General features: G+C 58.5%; 14 protein-coding genes and 1 other RNA gene. 1 reads left to right on the top strand and 14 read right to left on the bottom strand.

Going from position 1 to position 16290, the window contains the following annotated elements:
* Positions 1-24: 24 nt before the first annotated feature.
* Positions 25-852: a nitrilase-related carbon-nitrogen hydrolase gene (locus tag FW756_RS02500; RefSeq protein WP_446428602.1), complete on the bottom strand. Its 828-nt coding sequence runs from the start codon at positions 850-852 to the stop codon at positions 25-27.
* A gap of 74 nt (positions 853-926) precedes the next feature.
* Here FW756_RS02500 and FW756_RS02505 point away from each other — a divergent pair, with 74 nt between their 5' ends.
* Complete coding sequence (locus FW756_RS02505) at positions 927-1454, top strand: Lrp/AsnC family transcriptional regulator (protein ID WP_446428603.1); 528 nt, start codon at positions 927-929, stop codon at positions 1452-1454.
* Between the two features lie 16 nt (positions 1455-1470).
* On the opposite strand, the gene FW756_RS02510 is transcribed toward FW756_RS02505, so the two are convergent.
* From FW756_RS02510 to FW756_RS02570, 13 genes are all read right to left on the bottom strand, one after another.
* Complete coding sequence (locus FW756_RS02510) at positions 1471-1950, bottom strand: Lrp/AsnC family transcriptional regulator (protein WP_446428604.1); 480 nt, start codon at positions 1948-1950, stop codon at positions 1471-1473.
* A 77-nt stretch (positions 1951-2027) separates the two neighbouring features.
* Positions 2028-2753, bottom strand: coding sequence for a 3-keto-5-aminohexanoate cleavage protein (locus FW756_RS02515; RefSeq protein WP_446428605.1), 726 nt, complete (start codon positions 2751-2753; stop codon positions 2028-2030).
* Positions 2754-2849: 96 nt separating this feature from the next.
* Positions 2850-3536, bottom strand: coding sequence for an RraA family protein (locus FW756_RS02520; protein ID WP_446428606.1), 687 nt, complete (start codon positions 3534-3536; stop codon positions 2850-2852).
* A 26-nt stretch (positions 3537-3562) separates the two neighbouring features.
* A complete protein-coding gene (locus FW756_RS02525; protein WP_446428607.1) occupies positions 3563-4363 on the bottom strand; it encodes a carbon-nitrogen hydrolase family protein in 801 nt (266 codons plus the stop codon).
* A 41-nt stretch (positions 4364-4404) separates the two neighbouring features.
* Positions 4405-5502, bottom strand: coding sequence for an ABC transporter ATP-binding protein (locus FW756_RS02530; protein ID WP_446428608.1), 1098 nt, complete (start codon positions 5500-5502; stop codon positions 4405-4407).
* Positions 5503-5546: 44 nt separating this feature from the next.
* Positions 5547-6602, bottom strand: coding sequence for an ABC transporter substrate-binding protein (locus FW756_RS02535; RefSeq protein WP_446428609.1), 1056 nt, complete (start codon positions 6600-6602; stop codon positions 5547-5549).
* A 51-nt stretch (positions 6603-6653) separates the two neighbouring features.
* Positions 6654-7436 carry an ABC transporter permease gene (locus FW756_RS02540; RefSeq protein WP_446428610.1) on the bottom strand — a complete coding sequence of 261 codons (783 nt, stop codon included), beginning with the start codon at positions 7434-7436 and terminating at the stop codon, positions 6654-6656.
* A gap of 4 nt (positions 7437-7440) precedes the next feature.
* Positions 7441-8328, bottom strand: coding sequence for an ABC transporter permease (locus FW756_RS02545; protein ID WP_446428611.1), 888 nt, complete (start codon positions 8326-8328; stop codon positions 7441-7443).
* A 308-nt stretch (positions 8329-8636) separates the two neighbouring features.
* Positions 8637-9842 carry an acetate/propionate family kinase gene (locus FW756_RS02550; RefSeq protein WP_446428734.1) on the bottom strand — a complete coding sequence of 402 codons (1206 nt, stop codon included), beginning with the start codon at positions 9840-9842 and terminating at the stop codon, positions 8637-8639.
* 8 nt (positions 9843-9850) lie between these two features.
* Complete coding sequence (gene pta, locus FW756_RS02555) at positions 9851-11974, bottom strand: phosphate acetyltransferase (protein WP_446428612.1); 2124 nt, start codon at positions 11972-11974, stop codon at positions 9851-9853.
* 413 nt (positions 11975-12387) lie between these two features.
* Positions 12388-12484: signal recognition particle sRNA small type (gene ffs, locus FW756_RS02560), an RNA gene on the bottom strand.
* Positions 12485-12511: 27 nt separating this feature from the next.
* Complete coding sequence (locus FW756_RS02565) at positions 12512-14551, bottom strand: ABC transporter ATP-binding protein (protein ID WP_446428613.1); 2040 nt, start codon at positions 14549-14551, stop codon at positions 12512-12514.
* Positions 14551-16287, bottom strand: a complete 1737-nt coding sequence (locus FW756_RS02570; RefSeq protein WP_446428614.1) for an ABC transporter ATP-binding protein — start codon at positions 16285-16287, stop codon at positions 14551-14553. Before FW756_RS02570 ends, FW756_RS02565 begins: the two co-directional genes overlap by 1 nt.
* Positions 16288-16290 lie beyond the last annotated feature (3 nt).

Consider the following 16290-nt stretch of genomic DNA (forward strand, 5'->3'; position numbering starts at 1 on the left):
GGTGCGACAGCGATCGCGTTCTGGTTAGCGAACGTCATAGGTGAGCGCAATGCGTCGATTCGCCACAGCAGGGAGTGCTGCGCGGGCGCGGGCAACCGCTGTTGCAGTTACATCAGCGATCACGATGCCTGGCTCACGCGGTCCGAGGCCGGTGACGGCAACGCCAAGTGGGTCGATGACGCGGCTGAGTCCCGTGGTTGCAGAGTTTCGTGATCCGCCGCCGACGGCACCGCATGCCACCACCCACTGCACGTTCTCAAGTGCGCGGGTGCGGGTGAGAATATCCCAGTGATCTTCTTTGCCTGGCCCTGAGGCCCAGGCTGCAGCGAGCAACGTCGCCTCTGCCCCGCGCTCAGAGATGCTGCGGAACAACTCAGGGAATCTCACGTCGTAGCAATTTGCGAGTCCGACGCGCAGTTGCTCCCCCGCGTGCTCAATGGCGAACACGGGAGGCAACTCGTCGCCGGCCCGAGTGTGGTCAGCCTCGCTCGCTGCAAACGCAACGTACAGGTGCAGCTTGCGGTAGCGCGCCAGCTCACGACCGTCGGGACCGACCGCGAGCATCGTGTTGAACGGCAGTGCGGCATCTGAGGGCTCAAATCCGGCACTCACGACTGTCACGTCATGCGCAACCGCGATTTCGGACGTTGCACGGACGAACGCGTCCCACCACTCATCGGCAGCTGCGATGAGTGATTCAGCCGTGACTGACTGTAGGAGCAGCATCGTCTGCTCTGGGAACACCAGCACCTGTGCACCCTGCGCAGCAGCCACAGCCGCCTGCTCACGCATCTGCGCGATATTCGCGGCAGGATCCGTGGACGGTGTGAGCTGAATTGCGGCGATCCTCATGGCAGCGATTCTTCCGTACGCGCGCCAAATTTGCGAGCGCAACGACGCTGTGGGAATCCACTAGTATTCGAGGCATGGATGCATCGACGCGCTCAGAAGGCCACCTCCTTGATGATGTGGATCGCGACATCATCGATGTCCTGCGCGTCGACGGCAGACTCTCGTTTTCCGAGGTTGGCCGCCGCATCGGGTTTTCTGAGCCGACCGTCCGTCAACGCTATAACCGTCTCGTTTCGATGGGCATCATCTACGTAGCAGCGATGTATGACGAGACAAAGATTGGTGGCATTTCGGCGCACGTCGGAATTCGAATCGCCGGTGTGCCTGTTGCCAAGGTCGCGAAGGAAATCGCGGATCACCCAAACATCAAATACGTTGCTTGTGCGCTCGGATATTACGACATCATCTTGGATGTCTTCGCACAAGACGCGCAAGAACTCGGACGTATCGTTCTCCAAGATTTGCGACGCATCAAGGGCATTTCTGAACTAGAAACGCTAACCGTGCTCGAGGTCATGAAAGACGACTACCTGTGGAAGGGCTTCCGAGACGCAATCCCAGCGAATCGTGCAGGGCGACTCATTGCTCGCCCAAGCCGTTAGTGAGGGCGTGCACTCACTACTCAGCTTCGGGGTCGCCTGCATTCTGGCCCGCGGTACCGCGCAGGCCTTCCCAGGTGTAGTCCTTCGCGAGTGACGTGACGATAATCGGTTGGATCGAAGCAACACCTGGTTGACGGCGAATCTCATCCATGAGCTCGATCAGCTGGGGCTGATCGCGGCAGGTTGCCTCGAGGTACAAGTCATGCGAACCTGCAACGAGCGCTACGTGATTGATGTGCTGAATTCCGAGCAGGCTGTCTGCAACAGACCGCGGGGTGAGGTTTCGCACTCGGAGCAGCAGTCGAACCACCTGATGTCCGAGAAGCAACGCGTTGCACAGCGCCACGATCTGAAGCACGTCATCTTCCCGGAGCTTGGCAAGGCGAGAACGCACTGTTGACTGCGAGACCTCAAGCTCCTCAGCGAGCGATGCAAAGCTCCTGCGCCCATCACGGGCAAGCAGCATGATCAATCGCCTATCGAGCTCGTCAAGCATCCCAAACGCCCCTCTCGCTGAAGAACTCCAGGTTATCTCTTCGTTCGGGAGGGGCGTTTGATCGGGACCGTTCAAGTTCAGCGTGACTCCAGCTCTCGCACAGCACGCACGAGGTCAGCGTTGTCTGCCGGCGCTGAGCCGTCAGGCAGTTCAACGCCGTCTTCAAACCCGATTCGAGTTTCACAGCCATCAGCAATTGCTGCTTCAACGATCGGCCACACGGTCGCGTCGTAGCCGTGGTAAAGAATTGGGGCGGTAACCCCCTCTGCTCGCAGAAGCGCAGCAATCTCTCGGCAAAGCGCGACGGCCTCAGCAACGTCTTCCACTTCTGGCTCAATAAGAATACGAACGTTCTTGTGCAGGCTCGGCGCAGCAAGCAGCGCAGGAACATCGGCCATCGACCAGACAGCAGACTCAAGAATCATGCCGCGCTCAAGCACGAGTTCAGCAGCTTCCGCAGCGCCCTCCTCGCAAAATGCGACTGACGCAAAATCAGGCAACGCGTCTGCTGGCCACCCTGCGACATGCGCCATGCGTTCCTCGTGTGATGAGACAGTCCACAAGCCCGTCGTCGTGCCAATGACCACACTGGGGTCAGCTGCACGCATTGCACGCACCCACGTGCCAACGGAATCGGGGTGAATGGTCTGCTCTCCAGCCTCGGTCAGCACATGGGCATGCACCACGTCGGCACCAGCCGCTACAGCAGCGAGACTCGCATCAACGATTTCTTGCGTGGTGCGCGGGACAGCGGGATGTTCTTCGAGCGTACGACCGCCGTTAATTGCTGCTTTGAGAAGCATGAGAGTAATTGTTCCTTTCAGGAGTGATGTGTGGCGAGACGAGTGTGAGCAGCGTGCTCGCCACACAAAGGGGTGTATCGCAGACTCAGTAATCAGTTACTGAGGTTCAGCGAGCGCGAGCAGTTCGGCGACCGTCTCTGTCGCTCCGGTGAGGCTTCCGAGTGGTTTACCTGTGCGCAGTTCCGCAACGAGTTCGGGCTCTTCGGCGTCGTCTGCGAGTGCAATGTCGACGATCCGCGCCAATACGTCTGGTGCAACAAACAGCACGCCATTCGCGTCAGCCAGCACGATGTCTCCTGGGTGCACGACCGCGCCACCACAGGTCACAGGAACGTTCACACCACCGGCGTCAATTCCGTGCAGTTTGGTCGTCAGCATGCTCGTGCCACGAGCGTGCACGGTCAGGCCAAGATCTGCGATCTCGTCTATGTCGGTCACGACACCATCAACCACCGCACCAGCCGCGCCACGATGAACAAGCTGGGCTGCAACCACTTCTCCAAGCGGCGCATGCATACGGTCGCCCCCGGTATCGATGACCATGACGTCACCCTCACCAATGAGACCAGCGCCGTGGTGCAGTGCGGTTGAGTCCGTCGCAGTCGTGCGAACGGTGAACGCGGTTCCGATCACGCGTCCTCCAGCCGCGACGATACGGCGGATCTCTGGAGAAGTGAATCCCTCCTCAAGGTAGTGACCGAGAGTTGGGAAGCTGAGGTTCTCGAGCTTCTGGCGCAGCTCTGCTGAGAGCCCGGCTGGGGCATCCCCAGTATGGAAAAACATGTCGTTCTCTTTTCTTGCTGCAACGTCTAAGCGACGTTGTAGCTCAGTTCAATACGTCGGTTGTCGAGAGCAGGAAGCATGCGGCGAGCTGCCTCGGTGCGAGACTGATCAAGGTCAGCAAACACGAGTCCTTCGGTATGCGCGTTCGCGCCGGCGACGACGACTCCGAGTGGATCGATCACCCGGCTCAGCCCCGCTGAGTCCTCGCCAACGGTGCCAGAGGCCAGCACCCAACTCACGTTCTCGATTGCACGTGCTTGGGTGAGCACCTCCCAGTGCTCTTCCTTGCCCTTACCTGACACCCACGCAGCTGAGAGCGCGATGACATCAGCCCCGCGATCAGCAAGACTGCGGAACAGCTCAGGGAATCGAACGTCATAGCAGTTTGCGATTCCGACCCGAAAGCCGTCGACATCGATGACGGGAGGCAGTTCACGTCCACGAGTGACGTACGCCGACTCCTGATATGCGAACGCGTCGTACGTGTGCATCTTGTGGTACCGAGCGATTTCCGCACCTGATGGATCCACTGCAAGGATCGTGTTGAACGGCATCCCAGCATCGTTTGGTTCGTACCCCGCAGCGATAATTGTCAGACCGTGCTCACGCGCAAGATCTGCAATGAGCGCTTCGAAGCGGGGCCACATCTCTCGAAGAATCTCCGGCATCTGCGGCTTAATTGAGTCGTCCGCAAGGAGTGCGGCTTCCTCGGGAAAGACCACCAGCTTTGCACCAGCACTCGCTGCTTCTGCAACGTAACGGCCGATCGTTTCAAAGTTCGCTTCCACATCAATACCCGGTGATGTTTGCGCCACTGCAACTCTCATGAGACAACTCTCCTAACTGATTGGTTTGCCGTGCGGCTGGGTTAACGAATGACAATTCGTGCGTCTTGTGGACGCCAAGACAGCACAAGCTCTTCGCCTTCAACGAGACCGGGAAGATCACGTTCGCGAACCAGGCTTGAGAGCGAGATCTTGATGATCTCGCTACCGACGCGCAGATGAACGTGCCACTCTTCACCGAGGAAGGTCAGGGTTTCCACGGTTCCGCGCAACCCGTCGCCAGTGCGGCTGACATCGATTCGTTCTGGTCGGAGCAGCAGGGTTCCACGTTGTTCGTGGGAAACACCCTCCGCAAGTACTCCGACGAGTGCACCGATGTCCTCGGCGTTCACGGTGACCTGTTGACCAGATTCACCGGCGGGCACAGTGACATCAATGAGATTGCAGCTGCCAATAAATCCAGCAACAAACCGAGTCTCGGGCTGGTTGTAAATGTCTTCCGGACTTGCAACCTGCTGCACGACACCGTCGGACATCACAGCGATGCGATCAGACATCGTCAGCGCTTCTTCTTGGTCGTGCGTCACATAGATAAATGTGATGCCGACTTCGCGCTGCATACGCTTGAGCTCGTACTGCATCTCTTTCCGAAGCTGCTGGTCGAGTGCGCCAAGCGGCTCATCGAGCAACACCACTTTGGGGCCAGATACGACCGCACGAGCAAGCGCAACTCGCTGGCGCTGGCCGCCTGACAGTTGGTCCGGCTTTCGGTCCCCAAGGTGCGAAAGCTTCACGAGTTCGAGCGCTTCCTGCGCACGCTGGCTTGCTTCTGCCTTCGGCACTTTACGGACACGCAACTCAAACGCGACGTTCTCAAACACCGACAGATGTGGGAACAGTGCATAACTCTGAAACAGCATGTTGAGGTCACGGTGGCGGGTGGAGACGTTTGTTACGTCGACTCCGCCGAGATGCACTCGTCCGGAAGATGGAGTTTCAAAGCCCGTAATCATGCGCATGAGCGTCGTCTTGCCGCAACCAGATGGGCCGAGAATCGAGAAGAACTCGTTCTCGCCAATTTCCAGGTTAAGCGGGTGCACAGCGAGATGTTCACCAAAGGACTTTGAGATCCCTGAAATCTCTACTGCGGGCGGTGTGAGGGTGGTGGTCTGAGTATTCATGAACCTAATCGCTTATCGTTCTAACGTCGATGGGACAGCAAGCGTTATGACGCTTTAACTCGGGTCCAGCCGTCCTGATAGAACTTCATTGCTGCGCCTGGATCGACGATGAAGTCTGCGTTCGCTACTTGCTCGTCCGATGCGTACACGGCAGCGTTCGTGAGCAGTCCCTGATCGGAGACGTGCTCTGCAGCAGCGACGTTCGCGCTCGCGAGACCGGCATCGTTTGTCGCCATCGCACCAATCTCTGGGCGAAGGAGGAAGTTAATGAACTCGTATGCCGCTTCCTGGTTCGGGGCACCCTTTGCGATCGAGATACCGTCGACCCACAGGCTGCCGCCCTCCTCCGGCAAGACGTATTCAACCTGCTCATTGGCATCAACGATCTTTGCTGTTTGGGTACCGCCCCATGCCATGGACATGCAGACATCACCGCTTGCGACAAGGTCGCCATAGTTCGTTGAGTTGTAGCCCGAGAGCATTGCCTTCTGATCAATCAACGACTGAGTTGCGGCGGCAATCTCTTTCTCGTCCTTGCTGTTCGCGGGATAACCGTTGACCTGCAGACCAGCGATGTAGGCAGCGAGCATGTTGTCAAGCATGTTCACTTTGCCTTCCCACTTCTTATCAAACAGTGACTTCCAACTGGTGATTTCTTCGCCCCCAGTGCACTCCGAGTTATACAACAGTCCCGTGGTACCCCACACCCAAGGCACCGAGTATTCGAGGCCCGGGTCGTAAATCGGGTCGCTAAACTTCTCGGCAATGTTGTCGAGCCCTTCGATCTTTGACTTGTCCAGAGGCTCCACAAGCCCCTGACCGACAAGTTGCTGCACCGCGTACTGGCTTGGCTCGACGATGTCGTATCCGGAGCTGCCGGTCGCGAGCTTAGAAATCATGGTTTCGTTGCTGTCAAAGTTGTCAACGTTGACCTTGATGCCGGTCTCTTCGGTAAACGCGTCAAATACGCTCTGCGGAATCTCGTCGGCCCAGGCGTAGACGTTGAGCTGCTGAGCGGCCCCTTCGCCGCTCGTTGCGCTGCAACCGGAAAGTGCAAGCGCGGCGACGATGCCAGCTGCAGCAAAAGTTGTTTTCTTCACGATGATGTTCCTTTCGAACAGGTGAAATGAGGAGGGTAAATTGTTGAGGTCTTATGAACGCGAGTCGACAAGGATTCGGCGCATTTGGGTGACACCGACCGCAAGCACAATGACAAGCGTGAGCAAGATGAGCAGTGCTCCCAGTGCGTTGATACTCGGCGTGAGACCGGATTTCAGGCTGGAGTAGATCTTGAGTGGAAGGGTCGTTGACCCGACGCCACTCAAGAACGTCGACATCACGATGTTGCTAAAGGAGGTTGTGAAGCTCAGCAGCCACGCTGCGATCACGGCCGGCCGCAGCAGCGGGAAGTAGACACGCGTGAAGGTCTGCCAGGGTGAGCAGCCAAGGTCTGTGGCTGCCTCAGGCAGGCTGGGGTCGAGCATCGCTGCTGAACTCATCAGCACGAGGGTCGCCAGCGGGAGTGAGACGATCAGGTGACCGAGCACGAGCGTGGTAATGCCAAGCGGCATCTTCGTCGCGCTAAATACGCTGAGCAGCGCAACACCGAGCACGATCTCTGGAACAATAAGCGGCAGCGCAATGAGCGCCATAAAGCCGGCCTTGCCACGGCCCTTATATCTGGCCAGCCCGAGTGCGTACATGATGCCAACGGCGGTGGCCACGGTTGCAGCAAGCACCGCAACAAGTGCGCTCGTACGGAGCGTCTGCATCAGCGCGCCATCGGCAAAGAGGTCCGAGTACCACTGCAGGGTGAACCCATCAAACCTGCTGTTTGTTCCGGCTGCGTTGAACGAGTAAACGATCACCGCAACGATGGGAATGTAGAGGAAAACGAAGACGGCACGAGCAATGCCGTTCACAATGCGATCCATGTTGTTAGGCCCCCTGCTTCTTTCCTGAAGAACGCTTCAAGAGGAGTCCGATGAGTGCCATCGAAAGCACCATGAGCACCAGGAGCATCATCGAAACGGCTGCGCCCATGGGCTGATTACGGAATTCGGTGTACAGGGTCACAATGAGGTTTCCCACGAGCGGATCCTTGCCTCCGCCCAGCAGCACTGGGATCACAAAGACCCCCATAGTGGGAATAAAGGTGAGCAATGCTGCACCCAGAATTCCTGGTCGGCTCAGCGGAAGAATCACTCGTCGGTGCACGCCCCACCAGCTGCATCCAAGGTCAGTCGCCGCTTCCTTGAGCGAACCATCGATCGACCGCATGGACGCATAGATGGGGAAGATCGCGGTCGGCAGGAATGAGTACAGCAGCCCAAGCACCACTGCGACGTTGCTCGGAATCATCGAGAACCCTGAGATTCCAAAAATGCCAAGCACGCCTGCGATGGGTCCGCCAGAACCAAGAATGGTGATCCACGCAAACGTACGCACCAAGAAATCAGTCCAGAAGGGAATGATGATGAGCAGCAGCAGGAAGCCTTGCATGCCCTCTGGCCTGGAGACGATGTAGTACGAGGTGATGTACCCAACAACCACGCACACAAGCGTGTTGAGGAGACCAAGGCCAAGGGAGAAAAGCATCGTCTTCGAATACACAGGGTCAAGCAGCTTTGCGTAATGCTCGAAGGTAAATCCACCCACGATTCCGCCGTAGTCATCTGCGACCGCGAAACTGTTCCGAGCAACGATAAAGAGCGGAAGGATGCCAAGAAGTACCACCGAAGCTACCCCTGGGATCAGCAAGAGCAAAGATCCCCGTTTGGGCCGTTCCTTTCGACCGAGATAAATCATCTGCGTCGTAGATGTCACGTTGCTCCTTTGCAATCGCCGGTGATTGATGTATTTCAATACTGCTCACTCCACGGCCAGAGCAAAGGTGTTTTGCCTGCGGAATCCGTGGAAGATCGCACTGTTCTCGTTGAAGTCCGCAACCACTACGTGTGTCAGCGGCTACGGCGAGAAAGAAACGGCATGAATACGCAGGTGGAAAACCAGGCTGACCGGCGCAGCCACGGATCCCACATGCGAGGAACTTCATGCCGTATGTACACGTAGGGCGGAACCGATGATCGGTTCCGCCCTACGTGTGAACGCACTGAGTGGTGTGTGTATGCCGCTCAGTGCGAAGTCAAATGGACGAGCTGCTGCGTTTGGCGCGCGATCTCAGTTTCCTCGTCGGTGGGAACCACGAGCACACGCACGCGTGATGCATCGGTACTAATCACTCGCGGACCGCTGGCGTCTGCGTAGTTGCGTTCGTGGTCGAGTTCGATGCCGAGCCAGGCCAGATCCGCGCACACGCGCTCGCGGAGGTCGGGTGCGTTCTCACCGACCCCTGCGGTGAAGACAATCGTGTCCGCTCCCCCGAGGTCAACGAGGAAGCCGCCAAGATACTCGCGGATCCGCTTCACGTACACCTCGATAGCGAGCTCTGCAGCCGCCTCACCGGCAGCAGCACCGGCGCGAATGTCACGGAAATCGTTTGACCCGGCAAGCCCGAGCCAGCCGGAACGCTTGTTCAGAAGCTCGTCAAGCTCGTCCACTGACATGCCACGGCGCAGCATGTGCAGCATCGCACCCGGGTCGATGTTTCCTGATCGAGTCCCCATGACGAGGCCTTCGAGCGGGGTGAGGCCCATGCTGGTGTCGACCGACTTACCGCCGTCAATTGCACATGCTGAAGCGCCATTACCGAGGTGCAGAATGATCTGCTTCAGCGATTCAACGGGCTCGCCCAAGAAGTCAGCAGTACGCCGCGAAACCACCTGATACGAGATGCCGTGGAAGCCATAGCGGCGAATCCCGTGTTCGCGCGCAGCTTCACGATCGATCGCGTACGTGTACGAGGAAGCCGGCATCGTCTGGTGGAAGGCAGTATCGAACACTGCGACGTGCGGCAGGTCTGGCAGCACCTGACGGGCGGCCACAATCGCCGCGTAATGCCCAGGGTTATGCAGGGGCGCGAGCTCGGCAAGCGCGAGGATCCGCTCTGCAACGTGGTCATCAATGAGCGTCGGCTCGATAAACTCATCGCCGCCCTGCACCACGCGGTGACCGACCGCGACGATGCCGAGTTCGTGAATTGGCATATCGGCTTCTGCGAACGCCTCGACAACGGCACGGCAGCCTTCGGTGTGATCAGCGATCGGGAACTCGCGTACGACGGTGGTTTCGCCAGTGTTGTGGCGGATCTGCCCAGCTTCACCGCCAATACGTTCGACCAGCCCGTTTGCGAGTCGCACACCAGTCTCGGGATCAACCAGCTGATATTTGATCGACGAGGACCCTGCGTTCAGCACCAGAATCTTTGCCGAATCGGTCATGTTCGTGTTCACACGGCCTCCGAGCTAGCAGCCATTCCGGCCTGCACAGCAGTAATCGCAACGGTATTCAGGATGTCTTCGACAGTGGCGCCACGCGACAAGTCGTTGACCGGCTTATTCAGGCCCTGCAAGACCGGGCCGACAGCTACTGCGCCAGCTGAGCGCTGCACTGCCTTGTACGTGTTGTTTCCCGTGTTGAGATCAGGGAAGACGAAGACCGTCGCGCGCCCTGCAACCTCAGAACCCGGCAGCTTCGACGCACCGGTCTCGGGATCTGCCGCGGCATCGTACTGAATAGGACCTTCGATCAGCAGGTCAGGACGTGCAGCCTGCGCAAGCTCAGTGGCCTGACGTACCTTGTCGACGCCAGAACCAGAACCAGACGCACCTGTCGAGTACGAGAGCATTGCGACGCGCGGATCCACCCCGAACTCTGCGGCAGTCTCTGCCGAAGAAAGCGCGATGCTCGCGAGCTGTTCAGCGGTCGGATCAGGGTTCACTGCGCAGTCGCCATAGACCAACACACGATCAGCGAGGAGCATGAAGAACACACTCGACACCACCGAGACACCCGGCTTCGTCTTAATGAACTCCAGGCTCGGACGAATGGTGTTTGCGGTCGTGTTTGCAGCGCCAGAGACCATGCCGTCGGCGTCACCGAGGTGCACCATCATGGTGCCGAAGTAGCTGTGATCCGCCATTCGTTCGTAGGCCTGTTCAAGGTCGATGCCCTTGTGTGCGCGAAGCTTCGTGTACTCCTGCGCATACGCTTCGAGGCGCGGGCTCGTCTTGGGGTTCACCACATTCGCACGGTCGATTGCGAGACCGAGCTCAGCACCGCGCTTACGCACCACGGCTTCCTCACCGAGAATGGTGAGGCGCACGGTGCCGCGCGACAGAAGCGTACTCGCGGCACGGAGAATGCGGTCGTCACTTCCCTCGGGAAGCACGATGTGGGCGTTCGCCTCAGCTGCTCGCTGGAACAGGTCGTAGGTGAACATTGCAGGCGTTTGCACGCCACCACGATGCAGGCTCAGACGCTCACGAAGCAGGTCAGCGTCAACGTGCTCACGGAAGTTGGCAAGTACCGTATCGAATTTACGCGGCGACTCTTCGGTCAGCACACCACGGGTATTTGAGATCCGCTGAACGGTGTCAAAGGTGCCAAGATCGGTGCGGATCACCGGAAGCGTCGAGTCGATGCCATCAAGCAAGAGTGAAACTGACTCTGGCAACTCGAAGTCACCGTTCAACACGACCGCACCGATAGTCGGGAACGTCGGGCTTTCGTGCGCCATAGTGACGGCAAGCAACAGCTCAGAACGGTCGGCGGCGAGAACGACCACTGACCCCTCGATGAGACGCGGAAGCGTATTCGGCATCGACATACCAGCGACAACCGCGTGCGTTGCTTCGCGGGCGAGCAGGTCGGTGCTGCCACGCTCAAGTCGGCCGTCGACCGCACGCATGATCTCAGACACCTGCGGGGCAACCAGCAGAATCTCTTCGGGAAGCACCCATACCGGAGCACCGTCGGGAACGACCCGTGAAACCTCTTCACGAATTTCGACGAGCTGGTCGGGGTCGGCACGGTTCACAATGGTCGCAAGCAGGGTCGCATGCTCGGCGTGCAGCTCGTGGATTCCGAGCTCGGCGACGAGCGACAATTCCGGAGCAGAACGTGCAACCGACTGGCCAAGCACCGCGATAGATTCGGGGCGGCGACCACCGAGCACCAGCAGCACAGGCGTATCAAGATTTGCCGCGATACGCGCGTTGACCGCGAGCTCGGTTGGCGAAGCAATGTCACTGTAGTCAGAGCCGACAACAACGATTGCATCGCACTCACGCTTCATCGCCCGATATGCCGCGACGATCCGCGCCATCGATGCTTCTGGCTTTGAATTCAGCTCTTCGTAGGTAACGCCAACACACGCCTCATAGGGCAAGTTGGCGGTCGTTCGATCTCGCAGGAGTTCGAGCACACGATCGGGCGTTGACGCCGAACGAATGACGGGGCGGAATACGCCCACACGCGCTGCCTTCGAGACGAGAGACTCAAGAATGCCGAGCGCGACCGCGCTTTTGCCGGTGTGTCCCTCGGCGGAAGTCAGGTAAATGCTTGCTGCCATTCTTCCAGCCTAGTCAGCCTGCAGGCCCCGCACAGCTTGATTTCTTGACGTCAAAACAAGGTTCATTCGACATCAAACTACTCTGCGCGTGAGGCGTGCGGACGCATGGCGGCTAGCGAGCTCACTCAGTCGCGGCCCGCGCGTATGCGGATCAGGGGTTTTGTGCGAGTTCACGCGCTTCACCGGTGCTGCGCGGGTGCTTCTCGGGCCCGTCGCAGCTCCCTCGTCCGTCACCCGCGCGAGAACGACCCTTTCTCTCGAGAATGAGGCTTTCTGCCGCAAATAAGGGGGCTTCTCGACAGAAACGCCTTGTTTCAAGGCATCAGGCAGGTCTGCCCCGCACAGAAATGCCATGCGCCAGAGAACCATGCGCCAGATTGCCATGCGCCAGAGAGCCAGCATCGTCTGAAAACACAAAAGACCCCTCATGCACCTGACAGAGCCCGACTACCCTTGCTTCGTTTCCGACCTGGGGGAGTTCGCCGAGATGCCACCACATGAGGGGCTTCTTGTATTCTAGCTGATCAATTCACGAAATCAGGAACCAGCCTCAACCTCGGGTGAGTTGCCACCCTTCGCCTCGCCTGAGCCTGGGTTCGAGGCTTCAGAGTTCGCAGAACGCTCAGCGACCGCAACCCCCTCAGCATCGGCAGAAGCACCCGACTCGTCAAGACCGGGATCCGCCTCGTCGGCATCCGTACCAGCAAACTGCGCCATGTGCAGTGCGGCGTATGCCCCATCACGCTCAAGCAGATCCTCGTGGGTACCCTGCTCGACAATGCGGCCGGATTCCATCATGAGGATGGTGTCCGCGTCACGAATCGTTGAGAGACGGTGCGCGATCACGAACGAGGTGCGGTCCTGACGGAGGGTCTGCATCGCCTTTTGCACGAGCACCTCAGTGCGCGTATCAACGGACGAGGTTGCCTCGTCAAGGATGAGCAAGGACGGACGAGCGATAAACGCACGAGCAATCGTCAGTAGCTGACGCTCACCAGTCGAAAGCGACGAACCGTTCTCATCGATGACCGTGTCATAACCCTCGGGGAGCTGACGCACGAAGCGATCCACCATGGTGGCCTGTGCTGCCTCGATGATCTCGTCATCGGTTGCGTCGAGGCGACCGTAGCGAATGTTTTCGCGGATCGTGCCTTTAAAGAGCCAGGCATCTTGCAACACCATGCCAACGTGTCCACGCAGCTCAGCACGCGACAGCTCGGTGATGTCGACGCCGTCGAGCGTGATCCGCCCGCCATCAAGCTCATAGAAGCGCATGATGAGGTTCACGAGAGTCGTCTTGCCAGCACCTGTCGGGCCAACAATTGCAACCGTGTTGCCCGGCTCAGCTTCGAGTGAGAGGTCTTGGATGAGCGGCTTCTCAGACGTGTAGCTGAACGACACGTTCTCAAACACCACTCGCCCGCTCGTTCGCTCTGGCAGATGGGTCTTCGTCGAAGCTTCACTGTCGGGTGCTTCTTCATCAGCGTCCATGAGCTCGAACGTGCGCTCAGCCGATGCAATACCGGACTGCATCATGTTCGCAAGACCGGCCATCTCGCCGAGAGGCTGCGAGAACTCACGTGAGTACTGGATGAACGCGGTTACATCACCCAGGGTGAGCTGACCGGCGGTGACGCGAAGCGCACCGACGACTGCGATGAGCACGTAGCAGAGGTACGAAACGAACTGCATCGACGGCATGATCGAGCCAGAGAGCGACTGTGCTTTGAACGCCGAGTTGTAGAGGCGTTCATTGCGCTCGTCAAAGAGCTCGGCCATTTCTCGGTCGCGGTTGAAGATGCGTACAAGCTCGTGGCCAGTAAATGATTCCTCAATGTGACCGTTGAGCTCGCCAGTGCTCTTCCACTGTGCAGCAAAGAGCTTCTGAGCACGCACGCCGACGATGCCAGCGATGATTGCCGACAGCGGAAGCGCGATCAGCGCGATGAGTGCGAGCTGCCAAGAAACGATGAACATCATTGCGATGATGCCGACGACCGTCAAGAACGAGCTGATGAGCTGAGAGAACCCCTGCTGCAACGCCTGCTGAATGTTGTCGACGTCGTTGGTGACGCGTGAGAGCACGTCACCGCGCTGCTGCTTATCGAAGTAGCTCAGCGGCAGGCGGTTGATCTTCTCTTCAATATCTTGGCGCAGCTTGTAGACGACCCGCATGACGAGCCCGTTCAGGATGTAGCCCTCGAGCCACATCAGGAACGAGGAAACGAGATAGAGCGCCAGCACAAGGAGGATCAGGCGCGACAGGTGACCGAAGTCAATGCCATCGCCCCTCACCCCGTTGAAGATGACGTCCATCGCCTGGCCGAGTATCTTCGGGGCGATGACCGTGCACACGACTGAAGCGACAACGAGCAACACGACCAGCATGAACGTGTACTTCTCGGGGCTCAACAAACCGAAGAGTCGCTTCGCCGATGGCCAGAAGTGCTTTGCCTTCTTGGCCGAGGCATTGCCGAACATGTCGCCGTCAAGCTCACCCGGGGTGAACTCTTCTTCGATGCTCTCTGCGATCTCAGCTTCAGCGACGGCTGACTGAGTGCGTGACTTTCTTGCCATTACTCTGCTCCCACCGTATCCATCTGAGAAGCGACAATCTGCTGGTAGATCTCGTGAGACTCAAGCAGTTCATCGTGGGTACCGCGGCCAACAAGTTCGCCGTCTTCGAGGACGAGGATCTGATCCGCGTCCACAATCGACGAGACACGCTGCGCAACGATAATGCGGGTTGCGCCGCTGGTGGCCTCGGGAAGCGCTGCGCGAAGGCGCGCGTCAGTCGCGACGTCAAGCGCCGAGAAGGAATCATCGAACAGGTAGGCCCGAGGCTTTGCTACAAGCGCACGCGCGATTGACAGACGCTGACGCTGGCCACCGGAGACGTTGGTTCCACCCTGAGAAACTGGCGCATCGAGACCGAGATCCTTCTCGCGAACGAAGTCCTCACCTTGGGCTACGCGAAGCGCTTCCCACAGCTGTTCGTCAGTCGCCTGCGCATCACCGAAGCGGAGGTTCGAGGCGATCGAGCCCTTAAACAAGTACGGACGCTGAGGCACGAGACTCATTGTCTGCGCAAGCTGGGCGCGCGTGAGCTTTTCGATGGGTTGTCCGTCAATGCGGATCGTTCCCTCTTGTGGATCGAACAGGCGAAGGGCGAGGTTGAGCAGAGTCGTCTTGCCAGAGCCAGTCGAACCGATGATGGCGGTCGTCTTCCCCGGCTCAGCAACAAAGCTGACGTTCTTGATCACCGGCTGCTCAGCACCAGGGAATCCAAAGGTGACCCCGGCGAATTCAATGCGGCCACTCGTCGGTGTCGCAACAACATCGTTTTCATTGAACGTCAACGACGGCTTGGTGTCGAGGAGTTCGCGAATTCGTTCTGCACAGACAACAGCACGCGGAATCATCATGGTCATAAAGACGCCCATCATGACTGCCGCAAGAATCTGGAGGAGGTACTGGAGGAAGGCAGTGAGTGAACCGACCTGCACGTCCCCCGCATCCACACGGTGACCGCCGAACCAGAGCACAGCGGCGGTGGCGAGGTGCAACACCATCATGATGATGGGGAACATCAGCACAAAGATGTTACCCACCTTGACCGACACCTTCGTGATGCGCTCATTCGCGCCTCGGTACCGTTCGGCTTCGAAGTCTTCACGGACAAATGCGCGGACCACCCGAATACCCATGATCTGCTCGCGCAGAACAGAGTTGATGTCGTCAACGCGGTCCTGCATCGTGCGGAACAGCGGAAGCAGAAGCCACACGAGGAAAACAACGATGAGAGCGAGCAGGCTCACTGAGACCCACACGAGCCATGACATTCCCGCGTCTTCACGCAGGGCCATAATGATGCCACCGATGCACATGATCGGTGCTGACACCATGAAGTTCAGCGTCATGAGCACGAGCATCTGCACCTGCTGCACGTCATTTGTGCCGCGGGTGATGAGCGTGCCAGCGCCGAATGACGTGGTTTCGAGCGTTGAGAGCGAATCAACCTTGCGGTAGACCTCGCGACGCAGGTCACGTCCGACGCCCATAGCGGTCAGTGAACCAAATACGACCGCGGCAACCGCGGCAAAAACTTGGGCGAGAGCAATGACGAGCATGAACCCGCCGGTACTCCAGATGTAGTCAGTATCGCCATTGACAATACCGACATCAATGATTTTTGCGTTGAGGCTGGGAAGCCACAAACCACAAATAGTAGACACCAGCTGCAACACAACAACGAGCGCGATCAGCCACCAATAGCGCTTTGCATGTTTCAGCGTGAGTGAGAGCAGAGCCAACGT

It is taken from the genome of Leucobacter sp. 1207-22 (genome assembly GCF_052850455.1).

Excerpts from the sequence above, each read along its gene's own strand:
- FW756_RS02500 (WP_446428602.1), bottom strand. The coding sequence starts at position 852 with ATGAGGATCGCCGCAATTCAGCTCACACCGTCCACGGATCCTGCCGCG.
- FW756_RS02505 (WP_446428603.1), top strand. The coding sequence starts at position 927 with ATGGATGCATCGACGCGCTCAGAAGGCCACCTCCTTGATGATGTGGAT.
- FW756_RS02510 (WP_446428604.1), bottom strand. The coding sequence starts at position 1,950 with ATGCTTGACGAGCTCGATAGGCGATTGATCATGCTGCTTGCCCGTGAT.
- FW756_RS02515 (WP_446428605.1), bottom strand. The coding sequence starts at position 2,753 with ATGCTTCTCAAAGCAGCAATTAACGGCGGTCGTACGCTCGAAGAACAT.
- FW756_RS02520 (WP_446428606.1), bottom strand. The coding sequence starts at position 3,536 with ATGTTTTTCCATACTGGGGATGCCCCAGCCGGGCTCTCAGCAGAGCTG.
- FW756_RS02525 (WP_446428607.1), bottom strand. The coding sequence starts at position 4,363 with ATGAGAGTTGCAGTGGCGCAAACATCACCGGGTATTGATGTGGAAGCG.
- FW756_RS02530 (WP_446428608.1), bottom strand. The coding sequence starts at position 5,502 with ATGAATACTCAGACCACCACCCTCACACCGCCCGCAGTAGAGATTTCA.
- FW756_RS02540 (WP_446428610.1), bottom strand. The coding sequence starts at position 7,436 with ATGGATCGCATTGTGAACGGCATTGCTCGTGCCGTCTTCGTTTTCCTC.
- FW756_RS02550 (WP_446428734.1), bottom strand. The coding sequence starts at position 9,842 with ATGACCGATTCGGCAAAGATTCTGGTGCTGAACGCAGGGTCCTCGTCG.
- pta (WP_446428612.1), bottom strand. The coding sequence starts at position 11,974 with ATGGCAGCAAGCATTTACCTGACTTCCGCCGAGGGACACACCGGCAAA.
- FW756_RS02565 (WP_446428613.1), bottom strand. The coding sequence starts at position 14,551 with ATGGCAAGAAAGTCACGCACTCAGTCAGCCGTCGCTGAAGCTGAGATC.